The following is a 24063-nucleotide window of genomic DNA, read 5'->3' on the forward strand; positions in this document are numbered from 1 at the left end:
GCGGGGTCATGTTGGATCAGGAAACGATCACCGCGATCGCCGACGAACTGGCGGCCGCGGAAAAGGCCAGGGAAACGGTGCCGCTCCTGACGGCGCGCTATCCGGACATGACCGTCGAGGACTCCTACGCCGTCCAGAACGAATGGCGGCGCCGGGGAATCGCGGCGGGACGCCGTCCGGTCGGCCGCAAGATCGGGCTCACCTCGAAGGTCATGCAGGCCGCCACCGGGATCACCGAACCCGACTACGGCGCCATCTTCGCGGACATGGTGTTCGAGAACGGGTCCGTGATCGAACACAGCCGGTTCTCGAATGTGCGGATCGAGGTCGAACTGGCCTTCGTGCTCCGTGAGTCCCTCACCGGGCCGGACGCCACGGTGTTCGACGTGCTGCGCGCGACCGAGTACGTCGTGCCCGCGCTGGAGATCCTGTCCTCGCGTATCGAGATGGCGGGACGGACCATCGTGGACACGATCAGCGACAACGCGGCGATGGGCGGGATGGTCTACGGCGGCAACCCGGTCGCCGTGGACGCCGTCGATTTGCGGTGGGTTTCCGCGCTGTTGTACCGCAACGAAACCATCGAGGAATCCGGGGTCGCCGCCGCGGTGCTGAACCACCCCGCGAACGGGGTGGCGTGGCTGGCGAACAAACTCGCGCAGCACGGCGACAAGCTCGATCCGGGCGACATCGTGCTGGCCGGTTCGTTCACCCGGCCGATGTGGGTCCACCCCGGTGACACCGTGACAGCCGACTACCGGGACCTGGGGGCGATCACATGCCGCTTCGTCTAGCGCCGACGTTCCGAGCGCGGCTGGCCGAGTCCGCTCACCCGCGGATCGGCATGTGGGTCACGTCGGGCAGTCCGGTCGTCGCGGAGATCTGCGCCGGCTCCGGGCTCGATTGGCTGCTCGTCGATACCGAGCACTCCCCCGTCGGGCTGGAGACGGTGCAGACGTTGCTGCAGACGATCGCCGCGTATCCGATCACGCCGATGGTGCGCGCCCCCTCCGGCGACCCCGTCGCGCTGAAGCAGCTCCTCGATCTCGGCGCGCAGAACCTCCTCGTTCCCATGGTCGACAGCGCCGAGGAAGCGGAGGCGGTCGTGCGGGCCGTCCGTTACCCGCCACGAGGGGTGCGCGGCGTCGGCAGCGCTCTCTCGCGTTCGGCGCGCTGGAACCGGGTCGAGGGATACCTCGCCGACGCGGACGAGTTCACCTCGCTGTTCGTTCAGATCGAGTCCACCGCCGGAGTGGCTGAGGCGGCGAAGATCGCGGCTGTCGACGGCGTCGACGGCGTCTTCGTCGGGCCGTCCGATCTCGCCGCGTCGATGGGCCTGCTCGGGCAGCAGACGCATCCCGACGTCACGGCGGCCGTCCTCGGCACCTTCGACGCCGTCCGGGCGCAAGGGAAGCCGGTGGGGGTCAACGCCTTCGACCCCGCGCAGGCCCAGCGCTACCTCGACGCCGGCGCTCGGTTCGTCCTCGTCGGCGCCGATGTGACACTCCTCGCGAACGGCTCGGACGACCTGGCCCGGCGCGCTCGGCGGACCCTGGGCGACTAGCGCCGGCGCATCAGGTAGGACGGACCGTTCTCATCGTGTCGCACGTCGCGTTCATCGTGACGCCACTGCGCGAACATCGTCCGCGCGGTGGCGGGCGGCGTGCTGTTGCGGGCTTCCAGCAGCGCGTTCAATTCGGTCAGGCGTGCGGGCGGGTGGTCCCCCGCATCCCATGCTGCGACATAGAGACGCCAGGCTTCCTGTTCGAGGGCGAGACTCTCGTCGTCGATCGGCCAGACGGAGAACTCGTCGCCGTCGTCGAAGAAGCGGTTCAGCCGGACGAAATAGCGCGGAACGCCGTCGATGTCGGCGACGCCGGTTTGTGGGCCGTCGTAGCGGTCGTTCTCCACGTGGACGTGTTCGAAGCCGATCGAGAGCAACTGCTCTCGCGTGGTGTAGCCGCGGTTTTCCAACGGAACGATCGGGACGGGGTACTCGGTGAACCAGCCGTCAGTGCGGAACCCGAGTTCGCGGTACACCGGCTCGTCCTCGGCGGTGGCTTGGAGCACCACGGTGTCGTATCCGGCGGCGCGAGCACTGTCCACCGCGGCCAAGGTCATGACACCGCCGAATTCCCGGCGCCGGGAGCCGGACAGAGTGGAGATGTCGTGGATACCGGCGACTCCGGCGTGCCAGAAGATTTCGCCTGAGCACACGGGCTCGCCATGGTGGTAACCGAGCAGATAGTGCGCCTGACAGTCCTCCGCGAGGGCGGACGGGGCCACCCGATCGAAGACCTCGACGGCGGAGGGCGAATCCCGATCGGCGGCCAGGATCCGGGCATAGTCGGCGAGCTCCTCACGGGTACGGACCCGGCGGACCTCCAGATCCGGGCGCGGGCCTCCAGAGGGGACTTCCGCGCTGTGTGCCCACATCGCGGCTTTGCGTTCCCCCGCGGCCAAGTCGACACTGGGCATCGCCCTCGATACCGCTGTCGGCGATCACCAGCTCATCGGTTTCCGTGACCGTCATACCCTCGGTGTGGCGATGCAGATGGCAGGCATGTTCGACGACGTTCGCCTCGATGCGCCGCGTGAGCCCGGAGTACATCGGATCACCCTACGGACGTGGCCGGTGCCTGACCACTCGATTCGCCAGTGCACGCACCATCGGCCCCGGGTTCGGCGCCAGTCGTCTCCGAGATCACCGTTTCCGCGCGGGATGCCGGGGTATCAACCGGTGGTGACCGCAACGGAAAGACACGAGGAGTTGCAACGGGTCGCCGCGGAGGTCTTCGGCTGGCCCGAACTCTCCGGCGAGCAACTCGAGGCGATGGAGCAGATCATGGCGGGCCACGACGTCCTGGTCGTGCTCCCCACCGGCGCGGGGAAATCCGCGATCTACCAGGTACCCGCCATGAAGCTGGCCGGCGTGACGCTGGTGGTGTCCCCGCTGATCGCCCTGCAGAACGACCAGCGGGAAAGCATCGAGGCGAGCCACGCGCCGGAGGCGGTCGCGGTGAATTCTTCGCAGCGCGCGGGTGAGCGAAAGAACGCGTGGAAGGCCATCGAAGATGGCAAAGCGAAGTATTTGTTCCTGTCGCCGGAACAAATGTCCAAAAAGGATGTTCTCGACACACTGGCCGAGCTCGACATCTCCCTGATCGCCATCGACGAGGCACATTGTGTTTCGGCTTGGGGCCACGATTTCCGGCCCGACTACCTTTGCCTGGCGCCGGTGATCGAGCAGCTCGGACACCCACCGGTGCTCGCCCTCACCGCCACCGCCGCGCTGCCGGTGCGCGAAGAGATCGTCGAGCGGCTCGGCCTGCGGGACCATCGTGAGGTGATCGCCGGTTTCGACCGGCCGAACCTGCACCTGGCGGTGGAGCGGTTCAGTGACGACGAAGACAAACGGCACACGCTGATCACCCTGGTCAGGTCACTGACGAAGGATCCCGGTACCGGCCTGGTGTACGTCGCCAGCCGGAAGGACGCCGAGTACTTCGCAGACGAGCTCGCGCGGGCGGGTGTGCGCGCGGCGGCTTATCACGCCGGCATGAAGACCCACGGTCGCGAACAGGTCCACGAACGGTTCCTCGACGGTGAGGTGGACGTCGTGGTCGCCACCTCGGCGTTCGGCATGGGCATCGACAAACCCGACGTGCGGTTCGTCCTGCACGCGTCGGTCCCCGATTCGCTCGACACCTACTACCAGCAGATCGGCCGGGCAGGCCGCGATGGTGAACCCGCCACGATCACCCTGCTCTACCGGCCCCAGGACCTGGGCCTCCAGAAGTTCCTCACCGCCGCCAAAGCCCCGGAAGAACTTCTCGGCCAGGTGGCGAAGATACTTCGCGAACACGGTTCTCCCGTTCGGCCGGCCTTTTTGAAGGACACAGTGGACGCTTCGGCGGCCCGGTGCACCAAAGCGGTCAACCTTCTCGAAGAGGTCGGGGCCGTCCGCACCACCGGCGACGGGCGGCTCGAGTACGTCGGCCGCGACCTCCCACCGGATCAGGCGGCCCGGCAAGCCGTCGAGGTCGCCGAGCGGCACCAGCGGCTGGTCCGGTCGCGGATCGAGATGATCCGCGGCTACGCCGAGACCATGGAATGCCGACGCCGGTATCTGCTCGGCTACTTCGGGGAGCGACTCGCCGAACCCTGCGGTAATTGCGACACGTGCGACTTCGGCACCGGCGAGCGGAAGCATGCCGAAGATGCCGAGTACGCCGTCAACAGCACCGTCCGCCACGTCGAGTGGGGTGAAGGAACCGTGATGTCGGTGGAACCGGACCGCATCACGATTCTGTTCGACGACTTCGGCTACAAGACCCTGGACCTGGCCGCCGTCGACGAAAACGACCTCCTCACCGGCGATGACACCACGACTGGGTGAAATCCGCTCAGCCGGACGGGAAGGAGTTCCTGCGAACCGCCACCCCAGCAGGCCCCGCCGCCACCGGGCACCGATTGCGGTTCGTTGTGCAGATCCGCGTCGACCACGGTGGGGTTTCCCTTGTACCGTAGGGCGAGCTTCTTCCAGTCGTCGATCCAGCCGCGGATGCGGTCGGGCTCACCGCCGTCAAGCGGGCGAGCCCGACCAACGCGGCGATCATGCACTTCAGTGTGCGTGAACGCCATGTTTCACCGATGTCCTCCTGGTCAGCCGAAGAGTTGGACGTGCAGGGAAAACGCCGTGGCTATCTCGGCCTGTGCCCAGAACCTGTGGAAGGTGAACGACGGCGCCGCTCCACCGTCCAGATAGGACCGGACCTTGGGCCATTGCGGATCGTCTTCGAAGAAGGACCGGATCGACAGGAACGTGCTGTCCGCGCCGATGGCGTCCCCGTTGGGCATCTTGCCGGTCCAGCCCGGAGGCACGTAAGTCCCTTCTCCCGTGGTCGCGTTGTAGGCGTCATCGAATCGGTTGTAGTCGACGCGGGTCTCCGGGGTGCCGATCCCGAGCGGGTCGGTGTGCGCCAGCATCCCGTTCAGCAGGGCCTCGCCGGTGCTCTTCGCCGCGGCATTGCCGGATTTGGCCGCGTAGTTCAGCAGAACCTTGGCGTACGCGGCCGCCACTCCGACGTCCTGGCTGTGGTTGAGCACGCGGACGTGCAGGCCCGTGTTACCGCCGGGGTTCGCCGGGTTCCACGTGTCCGGCGCGCCGGTCCATTCGAGATCGGCCGGGATGCGGAAGTCCGCGCCGGTGGTGGTGTTGGCGATCGCCCACGGCACCCATTTGTCCAGGATCTTCTTCGCCCTGGCGTCGCCGGTCAGCTGGTACAGCGATGCGACCCGTTCCAGGTTCCACACCTGGAAGCCGAACCAGCGGTTGCTCGGCGGATCACGCCAGACCGGGTGGGCGTCGTAGAACATGCCGTAGAACGTCGGCGTCCCCGCGGGCGGTGCGCCGTACTGGCCCTCCCAGCTGTTCGTCACGCCGCCGGCGATCCCGCCCTCGTTCGCCTGCAACCACTGCAGGACCTCGAGTTGCCGGTCCAGGCTCTTCGCCCAGTCCGCGGCACCTGTCGCCGACCGCGGTTTCAGCGCCGGATCGTTCGCCAACGCGTACGCCGCGAGCGGGTTCTGGTAGCCCTGGTGGTTCGCTCCGTCGCCGATCCGCCAAGCCCAGCCCGCCGAGGTGTCGGTCGCGCCGCCCCAGGCGTAGTACCAGGACATCAGGTAGTGCGCGCTGTCCTTCCCCGTCCCGGCCGGGCAGCTCGGGCTCGTGCAGCCGCCGATCTTCTTGAAGTACTTGTCGAACATGGCGTACCGCAGATAGTCGCCCATCTTCGACGCCTTCTTCACGACCGCGTCGATCTGCGCGCCCTTGCCCTGCGCCGTCGCCCACTTCTGGGCGAGGTATGCGACCTGGACGGCCCGCGCGTCGGCGTCCGGCGCGTTGGTGTACTTCCACTGCTTGGCGTACGACGAGTCCTTGGTGAACAGATCGAGATACCCGTTCGGACCGCCGTGGGCGAAAGTGTCGCAGGACGGCTGCGGGATCGTCTCCCACACCGATTCCGACGAACCGCGCTGATAGGTGTTGATGTACGCGGGTGCCGTGCTCCCGTCACCACAGCGGCCGAAGCCGTAGGTGTTGTCGACGTCGAGCAGCCAGTGCATCCCGTAGATGTCGTCGGTGCCGTAGGCCGCCTCCAATTCCGCGGCGATCGGGTCGGAACCGACCGGAACGCCGGAATCGAGCACGGACGGATACCGGTCCATCCGGGGATGCTCGGGCGCGTACGTCGCGGGCTTGCCCGCGTTGTACTTGTCGTTCGTCGGCTGATCGGCGTGCGCCGGGATGATGTACTTCTCCAGCGACGCCCACGCCGCGTTGAACGGCGCCCAGTCACCCTGGATCTGGCCGTACGCGGCTTCGAGCCACAGGTAGTAGCTGAACGCCTCGGACGTCGTCTCGTGACCGTGGTCCGGGGCTTCGACCAGCAGGGTCTCCACCGAGTGGTAGGGCACCAGCAGGTCGCCGAACCGCCGGAAGTAGCCGCTCGCCGGGTCCTTGATCTTGTTGTACTGCGTCAGGAACGCGGATTTGAACGCCGGCGTCGCCGGATCGAGTTCGCTCGCCGTGACGGTGGCCGCGTCGTAGCCGGCCGCGGCGGCGGAGAACGTCGCCGTGGCGAGCGCTCCCCCATTGGCGGCCGAGGAGATCGTGACCTTTTGCGCGACGTTCCAGTTCGCGGGCGTGAAACTCAGCTGCGTCGGTGACGCCGCCAGATCCGTACTGCCCGACGTCCTGGTGATCGTGACCGGGACGGTCGCCGACGGCGCACTCGCCAACGTCACGTCCACCGTGGCCGACGTGCCCTGTCTGACCGAGACCGTCGCCGGGGTCGCGACGATCGTCGGGGCCGCGAGGACCCGGACCGCGATCGGTGCGGACACCGTGGACGCGCCCTTGTCGTCATAAGCCTTGGCAGCGACGGAATACTGGCCCGCCGCGGCCGGGGTCCAGCCGAGCTGGAACGGGGCCGACGTGTCGGTGCCGATCAGTTCGGTACCGGCGTAGAACTCGACCTTGCCGATCGTGCCGTCGGCGTCACTCGCCTCCGCGGCCAGCGGGACGACGGTCGACACGGGATGGCTGGAGTTGTTCGCCGGGCTGGTCAGGGCCACCGTCGGCGCCCGGTTGGCGCCGGTGCACGCGACCCCGTTGACGGCGAAGTCCACTGGCGCCCGGTTCGCGCCGCTTTTGCTGCCGTTGAACCCGAACTGGGCCGACCCGCCGACGGGGATGGTCCTGTTCCAGTCCACGTTGCGCACCGAGACCGCGGCTCCGGTCTGCGTGTGGACCCCGTTCCAGAGCTGGGTGATCCGCTGACCGTCGGCGTAGGTCCAGGTCAACTCCCAGCCGTTGATCGGTTCGGTGCCCGGGTTCCGGATGGTCACGGCGGCGCCGAAACCCGTCGACCACTCGTTGGTGACGCCGTACTCGGCCGTGCACGACACGGCCGCCGTCGCAGGCTGAGCCGCGGTCATCAGGGCGGCCGAGAGTAACACCGTCAGGGATAAAGCGGGTAAGGCTCTTCTGGATCTCATAAATCCTCTCCTCTGGCCGGACGGGCGACTGGGAGCGCTCCCATGTAGGGTAGCCGGACCGTTACGTTCTGGGAAGACACGCTCCGCCGAACGGAGTCTTCAGTCCTTTGTGGATGATCGAGAGGTTATATCGCTTGCGGCAAGATCCCGGTTGCCGCACGATGAGCCGCCTGCCGAGCGGGACGGAATGAACAGATGGGTGGTTCATGTTCGATGTGATCATTGCCGGGTGCGGGCCGACCGGTGCGATACTGGCCGCTGAACTGCGGCTGCACGATGTGCGGGTACTCGTGGTGGAGAAGGAGACCGAGCCGGCGTCGTTCGTCCGGATAGTCGGTCTGCATATCCGCAGTCTCGAGCTGATGGCCATGCGCGGGCTGCTCGATCGCCTCCGCGAACACGGCCGGCAACGGCCGGCAGGCGGTTTCTTCGCCGCCATCGACAAACCCGCGCCCGAGGGCCTGGATTCCGCACACGCCTATCTGCTGGGCATCCAGCAGCCGGTCATCGTGCGGCTGCTCGAAGAGCACGCGAGCGAACTGGGCGCGGAGATCAGGCGTGGTCGCGCGGCGACCGGTTTCGAGCAGGACGACGACGGCGTGACCGTCGAGCTGTCCGACGGGGAACTGCTGCGTACGCGCTACCTCATCGGCTGCGACGGCGCGCGCAGCACAGTGCGCAAACTGCTCGGTGTCGGCTTCCCCGGTGAGCCTTCACGGAACGACGCGCTGATGGGCGAGATGAAAGTGGGGGTGCCACCGGAGGAGATCGCCGCCACGATGGCCGGCCTCCCCGAGCCCACTAGGAGATTCTGGCTCAGGCACTTCGGCGAAGGGGTCTATAGCGTCCTGGTCCCCGCCGCGGGAGTCAGCGACCGCTCGGAACCACCCACCCTCGAGGATTTCAAACAGCAGTTACGCACCGTCGTCGGCACCGATTTCGGCGTACACTCCCCGCGCTGGTTGTCCCGTTTCGGAGACGCCACCCGGCAAGCGGAACGATATCGGGTGGGAAGGGTGCTACTGGCCGGCGATTCGGCGCACATCCACCCGCCCATCGGCGGCCAGGGCCTGAACCTCGGCATTCAGGACGCGATCAACCTCGGCTGGAAACTGGCCGCGCAGATCCGCGGGTGGGCACCGGAAACCCTGCTGGACACCTATCAGGCCGAACGTCATCCGGTCGCCGCGGACGTACTGGACAACACCCGCGCCCAAGTGGAGCTGCAGTCCCCCGGGCCGGGCCCGCGGGCGGTGCGCAGACTGCTCACCGAACTGATGGACTTCGACGAGGTGAACCGGCAGCTGATCGAGAAGATCACCGCGATCGGCCTCCGCTACGACTTCGGCGCCGGACCCGACCTGCTCGGCCGCCGCCTGCGCGACCTCGACCTGAAACAGGGCCGCCTCTACGACCGGCTGCATCAGGGCCGCGGCCTGGTCCTCGACCGAACCGAACGGCTGACCGTCGAAGGCTGGTCGGACCGGGTCGACCTCCTCACGGACCCCACCGCGGCGGTGGACGCACCGGCTCTGCTGCTCCGGCCCGACGGCCACATCGGCTGGATCGGCGAGGAGCAGCAGGACCTGAACGAGCACCTGACTCGTTGGTTCGGCGCACCCGCTACCTGAGCATCCGGGCGCAGCGTGTGTGGAAATAGGGACGTTGAATGTCCCTATTTCCACACACCCGTCACGTTCGGTCACCCTCCCGGCCGCGAGTCGGCGGGTCAGGGTGCGGCCGACGGAAGGTCCATGATGCCGGTGGCTTGCGACCAGACGCAACGCCAGGTGCTGTCGGCATCGGTGTAGACGTCGGTGTGCCAGGCGTCGTGCCGCGNNCGGCCTTCGTCCACACGGTGCCGGTCGGGTTGCACAACCGGTACGCCGCGGCGTGCAAGCGGTCGAAGGTGCCGCGATCCACGTCGAGGAGACATCGGATCCGCTCCCGCTTGGCCTTGATCACTTGACCGGCCACATCGTCGGTCATACCCGCTCCCCTTCACTCGTCCGGTTCTGATCGGCGACCGAACCCATCGGCAACCGAGCCGCCGCGACGGCCCCGCCCGCGGCGACCAAGCCGATGAACAAGAAAACGACACCGAAAGCCAGCTTGGGGCTTCCGTCGAGGCCTGCGAGAACCGCGCCGGTCACCGCCACTCCCGCGACCGCACCCACCTGTCGCACGGTGTTGAACAACCCCGAGGCGCCACCGGCGGCGTCCGAGTCCACCGATGCCATCGCGATGGCGGACAACGGCGACCACGCCAGGGCGTTGGCCGCACCCAGCATCGCGGCGCCGGGCAGGATCCACCAGGGACTCAGATTCAGCATGACCACGAGACCGATGAGCAAGAGACTCGCCGTGAGCAGGCTCATGCCGAGTATCGCCGGCAGCCGCCCTCCCACCCGGTCGACCCAGCGGCCCGCCGATGGCGACATCAGGATCGCCACCAGAGCGTCCGGCGACATGACCACGGCGGCCTCGATCGGTCCGAACCCGCGTACGTCTTGGATGTAGAGCATGGTCGGCAGTGCCATCGCGAGGACTGCCGCACCAAGAGACGCCATCGCGAGACTCGCCGTCAAGTAGCCGGACGAGCGATAGAGATGCAACGGCGCCAATGCCTGCGCGCCTTCACGGCGTTCGCGGCGGTAAAAGCAAACGAGCAGGATCACGGCGATGACGGTCGCGGGCACCGAAAGAGTGCCCCAGGACAGCAGGGCCCATACGAGAAGGCTCAGACCCGCTGTGCTCAACGCGGCACCGAGGAGATCGAAACCCGTGGTTCCGCCCCGGCTACCGGGAATCAGGCGAATACCCACGACGACGGCGATACCGCAGAGGGGCACGTTGACCCAGAAGATCCAGCGCCAATCCAGGCTCGCCGTCAGCAGCCCGCCCAGGATGGGCCCGAGCAGGGTGGCAGCGGCGGCGACGGAACCCCAGATGCCGAAGGCGCGCCCGCGCTCGTCTTCGGCGAACAGCCGTCGAATCAGCGTGAGCGGCTGAGGAGCCATCGCGGCGGCCGCCAAGCCTTGCAGGACCCGGAACGCGATGAGCCAGCCGATCGACGGCGCAAGACCACACAACCCCGACGCGACGGCGAAACCGCCCATGCCGACGAGGTAGACGCGCTTCGGATCGAAGAGGTCACCGAGCCGTCCGGCGACGAGCAGCGGGACCGAGAACGCCAGCAGGTATCCGGCCGTCACCCAGAACAGCCCGGCGACGTCCCCGCCGAGGTCGGCTTGGATGCTCGGGCTCGCCACGGCCACGATCGTCGTATCGAGCAGGAGCACGAAGAACCCCGCGAGCAGGGCGGTGAGTCCTCCCCACTTGGAGTTCACGCGGCCACCCCGTCCCCCCTTGAGCATTTCGTCCTCTGAATGCGGTAGTTCGCACACCGGACCACCGCATTCAGAGGACGAAACGCAGGGCTGGCGAGAGGGAGTCAGCCGGGCGAATCGTGTCGCTCCCGGGCCGCGCGGATGTCGTCCCGGTGCGCGTGCGCCCAAGCGTCCAGCGCGCTCAAGGGGACCAGCAGCGTCCGGCCGAGTTCGGTGAGCGAGTAGTCGACTCGCGGCGGCACCGTCGTGTACGGCGTCCGCGTCACCAGCCCGTCCCGGACCAGAGCGCGCAGTGTCAGCGTCAGCATCCGCTGGCTGATTCCTTCGATCCCGCGGTGCAGCTCGCCGAACCGGAGGGTCCGCTTGCCCAGGAGGACCACGATGAGCACGCTCCACTTGTCCCCGATCAGATCGAGGATCTCGCGGGTCGGGCAGTCGTGGTCGGCGGGCACGGGCATGGGCACATCGATGTGCGTAGCTGACATTGAAGTGCCTCCTTACCGTCGCGGCCCATACTGGCGTAAGTTGCGGTTACGAACAAGAAGTAACCGAGGAAGTGGTCATGACTGCGCCTGCCGAACACGAAGCACCCGAAAGCGCGCTTTCCGAAGACGCGCCGACCTGTATGGACGGGGTGTGCTCGTGGTGATGTACATCGACGTCTGGTCCGACGTCGTCTGTCCGTGGTGCTACCTCGGCAAACGCCGGATGGAGACCGCGCTCGGCGAGTTCGCGCACGCCGACGACGTCGAGGTGCGCTGGCACAGCTTCCAGCTCGACTCCTCGCACCCCAAGGGCCACCGCGAACCGGTGCGGGACATGCTCGCCAAGAAGACGGGCGCGCCGCCGGAACAGGTCGAGGCGATGACGCGGCAGGTCACCGAACTCGCCGCCGCGGAGGGGCTCACCTACGACCTCGGCAACGCCGTGTCGGTCAACACACTCGACGCCCACCGCCTGAACCACCTGGCCGACCAGCACGGGCTCGGCGATCGGATGCACGAACGGCTCCTCAAGGCGCACCTCTGTGACGGCGAGATCGTCGACGATCTCGACACGCTGGTCCGGCTCGGCACCGAAGTCGGCGTCCCCGAGGACGAGGCACGCGAGGTGCTGCAGGGCACGAAGCTCGCGGGCGAGGTCGACGCGGATTTCGCCGAAGCGCGCAGGCTCGGCGTCAACGGCGTGCCGTTCTTCGTGCTGAACGGCGCTTATGGCGTTTCCGGTGCGCAGTCCCCGGTCACGTTTCTTTCCGCGCTGGAAAAGGCACACCGATCGCGATAGGGCCACGGGACCCGGTTTAAACTCCCGATCATGACCGCTCTTCCCCGTGGCGGCCGCCCTGCTGAGGCCCTGGCCGCCGTCGAGGCGAGTATCGAGGAATGCTGGCGGCGGTTCCTCACCGAATACGGCGTCGCCGCCGGAACGCGCGAGGAGACCGAGCTCGCCGAAACGGTCGTCGCCGATACCTCGGACTTCGCCTGGCGAGTGGTCGACGCCGCCCTCGGCCGGTTGCGATGCCCAGAATGTGGCAACGAACTCGGCGCCGGTCCCACCGATTGCCAGAAATGCGATCAGGCCAACGGTTTCCGGTTCGCGGCTGTGGAGATCGACAGGCCCGCGACGCCGCGGGGCACCGAACACGGGCTCCGCGTCGCCACGGCCGTCGCCCGCACCCGGCACCGCTACGGAGTGCGGGCCCGCTGCGGCTTCGAACTCGGACTGCCGGTTCTTCTCGACGGCGAGCTGCCCAGCACGGCCCAAGCACAGCGCTACCGGGCGGCGATCGACAAGCTCGCCGAGGACGAATGCGAACGCGTGACCTCCTTCGAGGAGGTCACGCGCCGGCTCAGTAGTCGTCGCGGCCGGTGAACTGCTGTTCGAGCAACTCCGCCGAACCCGCGACGAGTTCGAGCGGGTCGGTGAACTCGTTGATGTCGAGGTTCACCAACGGCAGGGAATGGCGCAGCACCAGGTGCTCCCCCATGACCACCAGGCCGCCGACGACGATCGTGTTGCCGATCTCGGTCAGCACGGTCGCCAGGTCGACCTCGTCGACGCGCGCGAACGGCGTCGCGATCTGCACCCAGTCCTCACGGCGGTCGAAGATCTCCCGCGCGATGACCACGGTCTGGGCCCGCTCTTCGTAGTCGTCGTCGCCGTAGGACAACCGGATCCGGATTTCGTCCGGATCATCCCGAATGACCCGGTATTCGTGCCGTACGAACGCGACCAGATCGGCCCATTCCGCCATGAACTCAGTCCTCCCTCGCAGTCGAAGACCAAGCCTAGCGACAGCGCGAGGACAGCAGCGCCCGAGTAACTCGTGAGTGGTATTGACGGTCAGAGCGAACCCTCTTTTAGGTACCTACTCGTCACCAGCGGTCTTGCCCCCGTGAAGTACATGATGGCCCCCTTCCTTGCGCCTAGCGCAAGGAAGGGGGCCATCATGTACTGGGAACACCCTTGCCTAGAGCCGGCAATACCACTCACGAGCCCCCATGATCAACCGCCGCTCGGGAGTCCCGCTCGCGCTTCCTGCGAGGTCAGCGGACGGAGCGACAGCGTGTACTCGTAGGTGCTGTCCTGCTGGACTTGGCTACGCTCGCGGACCGGATTGGGCGTGTCCCCGACCCCGGTCACCGCGTGACTCGCGTGCAGCGTGAACCAGCCCTTGTTGCGCCGCAGCTGGAACGGGTACGCCGCCCGGTCGAGGTCGTCGAACGGCGTCACGCTGACGTCCTTCGCGCCCCCGACCAGCAGGCCACCGGTGCGGCCGTCGGTGAGCAGCGCCCACCGGCTGTCGGTGTGGTTGCCGTGGTCCTGCGGCCGGTGGTAGTCGACGTACTGCTGGTCCACCGTGGTCGACTGCACGCCGATCGGCGTCCCGTCCTTGCGGTCGACGTAGCTCTCGGCCTTCCGCCCGTACCAGGCGAACCGATCGTAGGAATCCGGCACGGCCAGCGAGACACCGATCCGGGGCAGGTACGGCAAGGTACGGACACTCCCCTGCGGCACCACCTTGTCACCGAGGCTCAGCGTCCCGGACTTGTCGACGGTGTAGGTCATCGTCTGGTCGAACCAGGCCCCGCCGACGTCCGGCGCGGCGACCCGGCTGTCCACGATCACCCGCACCCTCCGCGAGCCGTCCTTCTCCACCCGGACACCCGTGACCGTGGTGTTCAGCCGATCCAGCCCGGCCTTGCGCCAATCCTCGCCTTCGGCCCGGCCCCAGGCGAAGGTCTCGTTGCTGATCGGCGCCCGCCACACGTCGAGCTTCGGCCCGCCGCTCAGGAGTTCCTTGCCCTGGTGCCGGATCGACGACAACGTTCCCGTGGCCTTGTCCACCTTGTACGTGACGCCGGCCGCGGACGCCGTCACCGAACCCGTGTCCTCGACGACCTCGACGGACTCCCCGTCGAACGGCGAGCGGTCCAGACCCGGAATCCGCTTTCCGCCCAAGGAAAACTGGTCGTGCGCCAGAATGTGTCCTCGCGCGAGCATCGGCTCCGCCTGGGTGGTCACCGCCTCGACGGTGAGGAACCGCTCCCGATCGGCCGGGTTCGCCGGTACCGGCAGGGAGATCTTCCCCGTCGACGCCGCACCGACGCGCAACGGCCGCTCGCCCTGAGCGACGATCCGGGAACCCTCCTGGATCCGCCACCGCAGGTTCAGTTCGTCGGTGCTCTTGAACTGCCGCTCGTTGGTCACCGCCAGCGTGCCGCCCTCGTAGGCGAACCGGATCGGCTGATGTGCCCACGCCATCTGCGCGGTCTCCGGCTGCACCGAGCGGTCCGAACCGATCAGACCGTCCACACCGGACAGACTCGATCCGTAGGAGAGGTGGCTTCCCCGTTCGGTGACGCTGTCGAAGTCGAGCGCCAGTACCGCTCCACCGACCGGGGTGGCACCGGACAACTCCGCCGCGGTGAGCGGCTTGTCGTAGATGCGGACGTCGTCGACGGCGCCGCGTCCCATCCAGCCGATCGAAGACGGGTCGTTCCACGACGTTTCGAAATCACGGCCGATGTTGACCTCGGCCGACGAGGTGTCGATCGCGCCGGTGAACGGTTTGTTCGCGATCTCCTTGCCGTCGAGGTACAACCGCAGTGCCGTGCCGTCGTAGGTGCCGCTCACGCGGTGCCAGTTGCCGTAGAAGTCCGCGGGCACCTTGGCCTGGACGGCCTGCCACGTTCCACTGTGGATGAAGAACTCCAGGGTCTCCCGCGTCTTCATCTTGAGGGCGTACTGGTGGTCGCCCTTGCCGAGGATGCGGAAGTCGCCGGTCCATTCGCCCGGCTTCACCCACGCGTCGAGCGTCAGCGCCTTGCCGGTGATGTCGAGCTTCCGGTCGCGGTAGACCTCGACGAAATCGTCCAATCCGGACAGTGCCAGCGCCTTGCCGCGATGTCCCTCGACCAGCTCAGTCTTTCCGGTGAGGTGCGCCGAGATGTCGTTGCCGGACGAGTCCGGGGTGAGCCGGATCGGCTGCCGGATGTTCTGTTCCGCCCAGTCCCAGATGAACCCGCCCTGAGTCTGCGGATTCGCGCGGATGGTGTCCCAGAACTCCCTGAAATTACCGAGGCTGTTCCCCATCGCGTGGGCGTACTCGCCGAAGATCAGCGGCTTCGTGGTGTTCTTCGCCTGTTCGGCGAACTTCTCCGGGGACGGATAACGCGGCCCCCAGACATCGGCGAAAGGCGCGTCGCCGTCCGGATTGTTGGACTGGTGGTAGATCGGCCGGGTCGGCTCGTTCGCGTCGAGCCATTCGGCCAGCGCGAAGTGGTGGGCGCCGAGCCCCGCCTCGTTCCCGGTGTCCCAGAGGAAAACGCTCGGGTGGTTCTTGTCGCGTTCGACCATGCCGATCATCCGGTCGAAGAACGCGTCCCGCCAGGCCGGATCGTTCGCCTGGCAGTACTTCGCGCAGTTCTCGTGGTTGTGGGTCTCGATGTCGATCTCGTCGTCGACCCAGATCCCGTGCCGGTCGGCCAGCTCGTAGAAGTACGGATCCGACGGGTAGTGCGAGGTGCGGACCGCGTTGATGTTGAGCTGCTTCATCAGCGCGACATCGCGTTCCTGTGCCCGGCGCGGCACATGCCTGCCATGGTCGGGATCGGTCTCCGCGCGGTTGACGCCCTTGAACAGTAAGCGTTTCCCATTGACCAGCAACTGTTTGTCGCGGGCCTCGATCTCCCGGAACCCGACGGCCTCACTGGTGATGTGCGTGACCCGGCCATCGGGGGCGGTCAGCGTGAGGACGGCCGTGTACAGGTTCGGCGTCTCGTCGGTCCACTTCGCCGGGTCGCGCACCGGCAGGCTGAGCGCGGTCTTCCCGCCGGGATCGACGTCCCCGCTGGTCTTGCCGACTTCCCTGCCTGCCGCGTCGCGCAGGCTCAGGCCGACACGGTGCTTGCCCGTCGTTCCACCGGGCTTCGTGGCGACCTCGACCGCGGCCTTCAGCGTGGCGTCGGTGTAGGTCGCGTCGAGATCGGTGGTCAGGCCGACGTCCTGGATGAAGGTGCCCGGCGTCGAGCGCAGGGTCACCGAGCGGAAGATGCCCGAGTACCGCCATTGGTCGACGTCCTCCAGATAGGCGCCCGCGCTCCAGCGGTGCACCTGCACGGCGATCCGGTTCGGCCCCGGCCGCAACGCCGACGAGATGTCGAACTCCGCCGGCGTGTACCCGCCTTGGTCGTAGCCCATGTACTTCCCGTTGACCCAGACGAAGTACGCCGAAGTGACGCCCTCGAAGCGCAGGAAGGTCCTGCGCTGGGTCCAATCCGCGGGCAGCGGGAAGTCCCGGACGTACGCGCCGGTCGGGTTGACGTCACGCGGGACGCGTGGTGGATCGTCCGGCTGGATCTCGGTGGCGATGTTACGGAAGATCGGGTGGTCCAGGCCGTCGGTCTGCCACGTGTGCGGCACGGACACTGCGCGCCAGCGTGACGCGTCATAGCCGTCTTCGTGGAATCCAGCCGGTACCCGCGCCGGGTTATCCGCCATCGCGATCCGCCATTTGCCGTCGAGCGACATCGTGTACGGGCCGCGTTCGTCACGGCGGGCGGCGGCGGAAACGTCCGCGTAGGGACGCAGGTCGGCGTGGGCTGGTTCCTGTCCTTCGGACACCTTCCGGGGATCTTCGAGATAGGTATAGACGTCGTCGGGCCGGCCTTCGGCCGAGGCCGCTGAGCCGGCCGCGACCAGGGTCCCGGCGAGCATCGCCAGGACCGCGACGATGGGGCGTGTTCGCAGCACTGCGTTCAACCTCCCAGACAGTTCAGCTGAGCCGGTAGCTGACCCGTTGACGATCTCGTACCCTGGCCCCGGGACGGAAGGGCAAGATCCTTCCATTGTCGTGGGCCAAATAGGTGGCGGAGTCGTCGAGCAGCCGGAACGACACCGCTTGCGCGTCCGCCAGGCCTGGCACCCGGGTGAAGCTCGCCGCACGGCCGTACGCGTCGCTTTCGTCGTACGGATCGATCCGCACGGTCGCGCCGTCGACGACCCGGACGTACCGGTCCGGGAAGTTCACCGACTGCAGCGCCATCGTCCCGGCGCCGCGGAAGCCCGCCACGATCCGGAACTGCGAGTCGGCGAGTTCCCGGACGTCGCCGTCGACCGTCAGCCGGTATTCGTAATGCCGCACGTACGACGCGGGAGCGTCCAAAGGGGACAGCCGGAGACACGGTCCGCCCTTGCCGACGGGGACGCCGAAACTCGGGGTCCCGTCGTTGTTCCAGTACAGCCGCTGGACGCGCGTGTGCCGGTTCGGATCGTACAGCGGATCACCGGTGATGTCGCGATAGTCGCGGGCGTGGTAGACGAGCACGTCGGTCCGGCCGTCCTCCGCGACGGTGAACGAGTTGTGCCCGGGCCCGTACTGCCGCGTCGCCTCGTTGGTGGTGAACACCGGCTGCGGCGACTTCGTCCACGATCTCGGATCGAGCAGATCCGAACGCTCGTCCGCGGTGAGGAGGCCCATGCGGTACCGGGCGTCGGTGGCGCTCGCCGAGTAGGTCATGAAGACACGTCCATTGCGGATGATCACAGCCGGACCCTCGTTGACCTTGAAACCTTGGATCTCCCACGGCAGCGTCGGCACGGCGAGCCGCACCGGGTCGCCCTTGAGCGCCAGCGGCGAGGCCATCTCGGCGAGGTAGAGGTTGCTGTTGGTCTCGATGCCGGGTTCGCTTTGCGCCCAGGCGAAGTACCGCTTGCCGCGGTGCTCGAACGTCGTCGAGTCCAGGGTGAAGGTGTCCCATTTGGTCACCATCTGCCCGCGCGGCACCCACGTGTCCGCGCGCGGATCGTCCGAAGTGGACTCCAAGACGTAGGTCCGGATGCGGAACACGTTGTCCGAGTCTCCGGCGGCGAAGTAGATGTACCAGCGGCCGTCGATGCGATGCAGTTCGGGCGCCCAGATGTGCCCGCCCATCTTCCCGGAGGAGGGCCGACGCCAGACCGTCTTCTCCTTGGCGGTGGCCAGGCCGTCGATCGTGGCCGCCCCACGCACGACGACGCGGTCGTACTCGGGCACCGAACCGGTCAGGTAGTACATTCCGTTCACCGGCCGGGTGATGAACGGGTCGGCCCGTTGCTCGACCAGCGGGTTCCTGGTGGTCAACTGGGCCGGAACGGCAGTCGCGTCGGCAGTGGCTTCGGCGGCGGTGGCGGTGTTCGGCGCCAGCGTCCCCACGGCGGTGGCGGCCAGCAGCCCGCCGCCCGCTCTGAACAGGTCACGTCGGTCGATCGTCATGGTCATCCCCTCACCCGGGCCGGGAAGCGCAGGAAGGTCACGGAGTTCGGCGGGAAGGTGTAGCCGAAGGTGTTCGCCACCCCGGTGAACCGCGATTCGCGCGGCGCGATCGGCGTGGCGAAGGCGGTGTTGACGTCGTCGGGCGAACCCTGCAGCGTCGTGACGCGAGCGGTGGAACCAGGCTGGACGCGAGTGCCGAGGTCGACCCGGGTGCGGGCGGCCGCGTTCTGCGCGTTGACCACCTTGACCACGAGTTCGCCGGTCTTGAGGTCGCGGGTGACGACCTGCCGGAACGGTTCGGCGACCTTGTCGTCGATGAAGGAAGCCCACTTCCGCCCGTCGAGGAACAGCGTCACCTGACGACCGCGGACCTCGACGCGCAGGTCGTACTGACGACCGGTCTCGATCTTGGTGTCGTTCTGGACCAGCGTCTGCTTGGCGCCGCCTTCGGCCTTCTCGACGGCGGAGACGGTGTTGTTCCAGCCGCCGAGGTTCCACCAGTAGTTGTTGCCGGTGTCCTTGACCCCGAACGCGACGAGGAACCCTTCCCTCCCCGCGGTCTTGGTCGCCTTCACCGAGAAGTCGTAATTGCTCCATGCCGGATCACCCGCGGTCACCAGCGTGTTCTCCGCGGCCTGATCGGACTGGACGTACGCGCCGTTCGACACCGACCACGAACCGCGTCCGGCCACCTTCGACCAGCGTGAATCGTCACCGGAGAAGTCGTCGGAGAACAGCTGCGCCCCATCGGCCGACGTGACCTTGACGTCGTCGTAGGCCGCGCTCGTGGCCCAGGTCGACAGCCCGATCGCACCCGAGATCGGGGCCACCGTCGACGGCGTCGACGAGGCCTTGCTCGGCACCACGTGATCACCGGCGTTGGTCATGAACAGCTTCTGCGTCTCGTAGCCGGCCGATCCCCACGAGCGCTGATTGTCGAACCAGATCATGTCCGGTTTCCACTGCACGTAGTCGGTGTTCGCCAGCAGGGGCGCGTACGACGCGAGCTTGACGACGTCGGCGTTCCGCTCCAGCCCGGTCATGTACGCCGCCTCGGCCAGCGCGTTGCCGAACTTGTTGTCCAGCGACGCGTACTCGCCGAGGAACACCTTGGGACCGTTGCGGTCGTAGATGTCATAACGCTGGTTGTTCTGCAGGAACCACTGTGGACTGTTGTAGTAGTGCTCGTCGACCATCGCGACCTTGGCGTCGCGGTTCAGCTGCCACAGCCTGTCGAACGTGCTGCCTGTGTCGTCCGGGCCGGAGTTGCTGATCACCGTGATACCCGGGTGCTTCGCCGCGATCGCCTTGCGGAATTCCGTGAACCGGGCGAAGAACTCGTCCGGCAGGTTCTCTTCGTTGCCGACGCCGAGATGCGTCAGGTTGAACGGCGCCGGATGCCCCATCTCGACCCGTTTCCGGCCCCAGGTCGAGGTGACCGGTCCGTTCGCGAATTCGATCAGGTCGAGCGTGTCCTGGATGTGCCGCTGAAGCAACGCCGGATCGTCGGTGGCCCGGTTATGCCCGCAGCCGGTGACCAGCGCGGGTACCACCGGCAGCGGCATCGCGCCGATGTCCTCGGAGAACTGGAAGTATTCGTAGTAGCCGATGCCATAGGACTGGTTGTAGCCCCAGAAGTTCGCGTTCGTGGCCCGCTGCTCGACCGGTCCGATCGTGTCCTTCCACTGGTACGAGCGCTTCCGCTCCCAGTTCGGCGCCTCGTAACCCTGATGGCTGCCGGTGTTGATCAGGCAGCCGCCGGGAAACCGGACGAAACCGGGCTTCAGCGCGGCGATCTTCTCTGCCAGGTCGGCCCGCATCCCGTTGGGCCGGTTCTTGTAGGTGTCCTTGGGGAACAGCGACAGCATGTCGAGTCGCAGGGTCCCGCCGCCGGACGCGGTCAGCGCGAGCCTGCCGACCGCGCTCGACTCGCGCGCCCGGATCGTGCCGGTGTACTTGACCCAGCCGTCGCCACGCACCTGGACCCGCAGCGGATCGGCGAGTGCCTTCCCGGCGGGGTCGGTGACCGCCACCGTGAGCGGCGTGCCCGCCACCCGATCGGTCCGGGCGAACACCGAGAAGTCGTACTGCTTGCCCCTTTCGACGCGGATCCCCGAGTTGTAGCCGGAGTTCGCGACGCCGTACTCACCACTGGAAAGGTCGAGCCGCAGGTAGCGCCGGTTCCGTTCGTTGAGCCGCTGGGCGTCGTCGGCGACCTGCGCCGTACCGGTCCCCCCGCCGAACGACGTCGGCGCCCAGGACGTCAGTGGGGTGTACGAGGCGTTGTCGGCCTTGTCGTACTCGAAGGACCGGTTCTGGACGAGTTCCGCGTACAGACCGCCGTCCGCGGCACGGTTGATGTCCTCGAAGAAGACGCCGTACATCGAACGGTCGATCGTGGCACCGCGGCCCGCCGCGTCGACGGCGAGCGTGTAATCGGTCTGTGCCTGGCCCGAAGCGGGTTGAACGGGCACGAGGACACCGGCGGCGATGGTCAGGGTCAGCACACTGAGCCGGGCGGATCTGCTGCGCACAGCACTTCCTTTCGCGACATTGCGAGGGAGGCTCGTGGGTGATTTGGGTCGTTGGAACGACCCAAATCACTCACGAACGGTTACCTAGCCGACGGTCCGGGCCCGCCGTTTGGTCCAGATGTCGTAGGCGACGGCGGCGAGCAGCACGAACCCCTTGACCAGGTTCACGCTCTCGGTCGGCGCGCCGATGAGGGACATCCCGTTGTTGATGACGCCCATGATCAGGCCGCCGGTGATCGCGCCGACCACCTTGCCGACCCCGCCCTGTACGGCGGCGCCGCCGATGAAGGCCGCGGCGATGGCGTCGAGTTCGAACATGTTGCCCGCGGTCGGACCGGCCTGGTTGAGCCGTCCGGCGACGATGATGCCGGCGAGCGCGGACAGCACGCCCATGTTGACGAAGATCCAGAACGTGACCGCCTTGACCTTCACCCCGGACAGCGTCGCGGCCTGGAGGTTGCCGCCGATGGCGTAGATGTGGCGGCCGAACACCGCCCGCGTCGTCACCAGCGAATACCCGATCACCAGTACCGACAGCAGGATCAGCACCCACGGCAGGTTCTTGTACCGCGCCAGCTGGACCACCACGAACAGCACGACGGCGGCCGCGGCGACCATCTTCAGCAGGAACATCGGCAACGGATCGACCTCTTGGAGGTAGTTGATCCGCGCCGTGCGCTTACGCCACTGCGAGAAGACCGCGCCCGCGATCGCCAGCACGCCGACCAGGAGGCTCACCAGGTCGGCACCGCCGAGCGGGCCGAGCCCGAGGTTGCCGAGATAGCCGCCGGTGAACCCGTTCGCCAGCGTCCGGACCTCGTCGGGAAACGGGCCGATCCCCTGGTTGCCCAGGACGGTCAGGGTCAGGGCGCGGAAGATCAGCATGCCCGCCAGCGTCACGATGAACGCGGGAATGCCGAAGTAGGCGACCCAATATCCTTGCCACGCCCCGATCGCCGCGCCGACGAGCAGGGTGATGAGCAGCGCCAACGGCCACGACATGCCGACGTTCACCATCAGCACGGCCGAGATCGCGCCGGTCAGCGCCACCACCGAACCGACCGACAGATCGATGTGCCCGGCGATGATGATCAGGATCATGCCGATCGCGAGCACCAGCACGTAGGTGTTCTGCACGATCAGGTTCGAGATGTTCTGCGGTTCCAGCAGCGCGCCGCCGGTGAGGATCGAGAACAGCACGACGATCAGCGCGAACGCGACATAGATGCCGCTTTGGCGCGGGTTGAACGAGATTCGCCTCGGCGCTTTGGCCGGAGCGTCGTCGTTCCGTTCCGGGGCACCGCTGACGGTGCCGGCGGAGACGGTACTCATGGTGTTACTCCTGTTCCCTGGTCATGGCACGCATCAGGACCTCCTGTGTCGCCTCTTCCCGGCCGACCTCACCGGTGATCCGGCCCGCCGACAGCGCATAGATCCGGTCGCACAGACCGATCAGCTCCGGCAGCTCGGACGAGATGACCAGCACGGCCTTTCCCTCGTCGGCGAGCCGGTTGACGATCGTGTAGATCTCGTACTTCGCGCCGACGTCGATACCCCGCGTCGGCTCGTCGAGGATCAGCACGTCCGGATCGGTGAGGATCCACTTGGACAGCACGACCTTCTGCTGGTTGCCGCCGGACAGCGTGCCCGTCACGCTCTGCACGTTCGGGGCCTTGATGTTCATGCTCTTGCGGAAACCTTCCGCGACACGGTGTTCCTCGTTCCAGTCCACCCAGCCGCGGCGCGCGATCTTGCCGAGCGCGGCTCCGGAGATGTTGCGCTGGATGTCCTCGATGAGGTTCAGCCCGTAGCGCTTGCGGTCCTCGGTGGCGTAGGCGATTCCGTGCTCGATGGCCTCTTCGACGGTCCGCGCTTCGATCTCCTTGCCGTCCTTGAACAGCCGGCCGGAGATGTCCCTGCCGTACGACCGCCCGAACACGCTCATCGCGAGTTCCGTCCGGCCGGCTCCCATGAGGCCCGCGAGACCGACGATCTCGCCACGGCGCAACGTCAGGTTCGCGCCGTCGACCACCACCCGGCCACGCTGGGTGGGGCTGTGCACGGTCCAGTCCTCGATCCGGAGCACTTCGTGGCCGATCCGCGGCTCCCTCGGCGGGAACCGGTTTTCCAGCTTCCGGCCGACCATCCCGGCGATGATCCGGTCTTCGGTCACGCTGGCCGCGTCGAGGGTCTCGATCGTCTTCCCGTCGCGCAGGATGGTGATCGAGTCGGCGATCGCGGCGATCTCGTTAAGCTTGTGCGAGATCATGACGCAGGTGACGCCGTCGTCACGCAGTCCTCGCAGCAGTTCGAGCAGATGCGCCGAGTCGTCGTCGTTCAGCGCGGCCGTCGGCTCGTCGAGAATGAGGAGCTTGACCTCTTTGGACAGTGCCTTGGCGATCTCGACCAGCTGCTGTTTGCCGACGCCGAGTTCGAGCACCGGCGTCACCGGGTTCTCCCGCAGGCCGACCCGCTTCATCAGCTCGCCGGCCTCGTGGTTGGTCCGGTTCCAGTCGATCAGGCCACCGCGGGCCTTCTCGTTGCCGAGGAAGATGTTCTCCGCGATCGACAATTGCTGGCAGAGGGCGAGTTCCTGATGGATGATCACGATGCCGCGGCGTTCGCTGTCGCGGATCGCGGAGAACGCGCACGGCTCGCCGTCGAAGACGATCTCGCCTTCGTACGAGCCGTGCGCGTACACGCCCGAGAGCACCTTCATCAGCGTGGACTTGCCCGCGCCGTTCTCACCGCAGATCGCGTGGATCTCACCCCGCCGCACCGACAGGTTCACGTCCTGCAGTGCCTTGACGCCGGGGAAGGTTTTGGTGATCCCCCGCATCCGAAGGATTTCGTCGGTCAC

General features: G+C 67.1%; 15 protein-coding genes and 1 pseudogene. 6 read left to right on the forward strand and 10 right to left on the reverse strand.

What is annotated here, in order from left to right; genetic code table 11:
• Window positions 1-8 precede the first annotated feature (8 nt).
• Together hpaH and AVL48_RS11455 are read left to right on the forward strand one after the other, a co-directional pair.
• Entirely contained in the window at window positions 9-794 is a 786-nt protein-coding gene (gene hpaH, locus AVL48_RS11450) for a 2-oxo-hept-4-ene-1,7-dioate hydratase (RefSeq protein WP_061982501.1), read from the forward strand.
• Window positions 779-1564: an HpcH/HpaI aldolase family protein gene (locus AVL48_RS11455; RefSeq protein WP_061982500.1), complete on the forward strand. Its 786-nt coding sequence runs from the start codon at window positions 779-781 to the stop codon at window positions 1562-1564. The genes hpaH and AVL48_RS11455 overlap by 16 nt, the downstream gene beginning before the upstream one ends.
• Here AVL48_RS11455 and AVL48_RS39770 read toward each other — a convergent pair.
• Window positions 1561-2478 (reverse strand): GNAT family N-acetyltransferase, encoded by a 918-nt coding sequence (locus AVL48_RS39770; protein ID WP_061982499.1) that lies wholly within the window; start codon window positions 2476-2478, stop codon window positions 1561-1563. The two genes, AVL48_RS11455 and AVL48_RS39770, sit on opposite strands and share 4 nt — an antisense overlap.
• Window positions 2479-2743: 265 nt before the next feature.
• Between AVL48_RS39770 and AVL48_RS11465 the strand changes: the two genes are divergently transcribed.
• Entirely contained in the window at window positions 2744-4399 is a 1656-nt protein-coding gene (locus AVL48_RS11465) for a RecQ family ATP-dependent DNA helicase (RefSeq protein WP_244162564.1), read from the forward strand.
• 266 nt (window positions 4400-4665) lie between these two features.
• Here AVL48_RS11465 and AVL48_RS11470 read toward each other — a convergent pair whose 3' ends face one another.
• Window positions 4666-7503, reverse strand: coding sequence for a glycoside hydrolase family 48 protein (locus tag AVL48_RS11470; protein ID WP_244162565.1), 2838 nt, complete (start codon window positions 7501-7503; stop codon window positions 4666-4668).
• A gap of 266 nt (window positions 7504-7769) precedes the next feature.
• On the opposite strand from AVL48_RS11470, the gene AVL48_RS11475 reads away from it, so the two are divergent.
• Window positions 7770-9194 (forward strand): FAD-dependent monooxygenase, encoded by a 1425-nt coding sequence (locus AVL48_RS11475; protein ID WP_061982496.1) that lies wholly within the window; start codon window positions 7770-7772, stop codon window positions 9192-9194.
• Window positions 9195-9548: 354 nt separating this feature from the next.
• Here AVL48_RS11475 and AVL48_RS11485 read toward each other — a convergent pair whose 3' ends face one another.
• Together AVL48_RS11485 and AVL48_RS11490 are read right to left on the reverse strand one after the other, a co-directional pair.
• The gene (locus AVL48_RS11485) at window positions 9549-10913 is read right to left on the reverse strand and encodes an MFS transporter (RefSeq protein WP_061982494.1); all 1365 of its coding nucleotides are present in this window, start codon (window positions 10911-10913) and stop codon (window positions 9549-9551) included.
• Window positions 10914-11017: 104 nt separating this feature from the next.
• Window positions 11018-11398 carry a winged helix-turn-helix transcriptional regulator gene (locus AVL48_RS11490; protein ID WP_061982493.1) on the reverse strand — a complete coding sequence of 127 codons (381 nt, stop codon included), beginning with the start codon at window positions 11396-11398 and terminating at the stop codon, window positions 11018-11020.
• 223 nt (window positions 11399-11621) lie between these two features.
• Between AVL48_RS11490 and AVL48_RS11495 the strand changes: the two are divergent.
• Together AVL48_RS11495 and AVL48_RS11500 are read left to right on the forward strand one after the other, a co-directional pair.
• A pseudogene (locus AVL48_RS11495) lies at window positions 11622-12113 on the forward strand (DsbA family oxidoreductase); the annotation flags it as partial.
• Between the two features lie 114 nt (window positions 12114-12227).
• Window positions 12228-12785, forward strand: coding sequence for a hypothetical protein (locus AVL48_RS11500; RefSeq protein ID WP_061982492.1), 558 nt, complete (start codon window positions 12228-12230; stop codon window positions 12783-12785).
• Here AVL48_RS11500 and AVL48_RS11505 read toward each other — a convergent pair.
• From AVL48_RS11505 to mmsA, 6 genes are all read right to left on the reverse strand, one after another.
• Entirely contained in the window at window positions 12763-13167 is a 405-nt protein-coding gene (locus tag AVL48_RS11505; RefSeq protein ID WP_061982491.1) for a hypothetical protein, read from the reverse strand. The genes AVL48_RS11500 and AVL48_RS11505 overlap by 23 nt on opposite strands.
• Before the next feature lie 251 nt (window positions 13168-13418).
• Complete coding sequence (locus AVL48_RS11510; RefSeq protein ID WP_061982490.1) at window positions 13419-17168, reverse strand: glycoside hydrolase family 2 TIM barrel-domain containing protein; 3750 nt, start codon at window positions 17166-17168, stop codon at window positions 13419-13421.
• 22 nt (window positions 17169-17190) lie between these two features.
• A complete protein-coding gene (locus AVL48_RS11515) occupies window positions 17191-18669 on the reverse strand; it encodes a family 43 glycosylhydrolase (protein WP_244162566.1) in 1479 nt (492 codons plus the stop codon).
• A 2-nt stretch (window positions 18670-18671) separates the two neighbouring features.
• The gene (locus AVL48_RS11520) at window positions 18672-21203 is read right to left on the reverse strand and encodes an alpha-L-arabinofuranosidase C-terminal domain-containing protein (RefSeq protein WP_061982488.1); all 2532 of its coding nucleotides are present in this window, start codon (window positions 21201-21203) and stop codon (window positions 18672-18674) included.
• A gap of 84 nt (window positions 21204-21287) precedes the next feature.
• Window positions 21288-22535 carry a multiple monosaccharide ABC transporter permease gene (mmsB, locus tag AVL48_RS11525; protein WP_177242316.1) on the reverse strand — a complete coding sequence of 416 codons (1248 nt, stop codon included), beginning with the start codon at window positions 22533-22535 and terminating at the stop codon, window positions 21288-21290.
• Window positions 22536-22539: 4 nt separating this feature from the next.
• Entirely contained in the window at window positions 22540-24063 is a 1524-nt protein-coding gene (gene mmsA / locus AVL48_RS11530; RefSeq protein ID WP_177242317.1) for a multiple monosaccharide ABC transporter ATP-binding protein, read from the reverse strand.

The sequence above is a fragment of the Amycolatopsis regifaucium genome (genome assembly GCF_001613935.1).
Lineage (GTDB): Bacteria > Actinomycetota > Actinomycetes > Mycobacteriales > Pseudonocardiaceae > Amycolatopsis > Amycolatopsis regifaucium.

What these genes read in the sequence shown, in the direction of transcription:
- hpaH (WP_061982501.1), top strand. Translation starts at nt 9, where the DNA reads ATGTTGGATCAGGAAACGATCACCGCGATCGCCGACGAACTGGCGGCC.
- AVL48_RS11455 (WP_061982500.1), top strand. Translation starts at nt 779, where the DNA reads ATGCCGCTTCGTCTAGCGCCGACGTTCCGAGCGCGGCTGGCCGAGTCC.
- AVL48_RS39770 (WP_061982499.1), bottom strand. Translation starts at nt 2,478, where the DNA reads ATGCCCAGTGTCGACTTGGCCGCGGGGGAACGCAAAGCCGCGATGTGG.
- AVL48_RS11470 (WP_244162565.1), bottom strand. Translation starts at nt 7,503, where the DNA reads ATGACCGCGGCTCAGCCTGCGACGGCGGCCGTGTCGTGCACGGCCGAG.
- AVL48_RS11475 (WP_061982496.1), top strand. Translation starts at nt 7,770, where the DNA reads ATGTTCGATGTGATCATTGCCGGGTGCGGGCCGACCGGTGCGATACTG.
- AVL48_RS11490 (WP_061982493.1), bottom strand. Translation starts at nt 11,398, where the DNA reads ATGTCAGCTACGCACATCGATGTGCCCATGCCCGTGCCCGCCGACCAC.
- AVL48_RS11500 (WP_061982492.1), top strand. Translation starts at nt 12,228, where the DNA reads ATGACCGCTCTTCCCCGTGGCGGCCGCCCTGCTGAGGCCCTGGCCGCC.
- AVL48_RS11505 (WP_061982491.1), bottom strand. Translation starts at nt 13,167, where the DNA reads ATGGCGGAATGGGCCGATCTGGTCGCGTTCGTACGGCACGAATACCGG.
- AVL48_RS11515 (WP_244162566.1), bottom strand. Translation starts at nt 18,669, where the DNA reads ATGACGATCGACCGACGTGACCTGTTCAGAGCGGGCGGCGGGCTGCTG.
- mmsB (WP_177242316.1), bottom strand. Translation starts at nt 22,535, where the DNA reads ATGAGTACCGTCTCCGCCGGCACCGTCAGCGGTGCCCCGGAACGGAAC.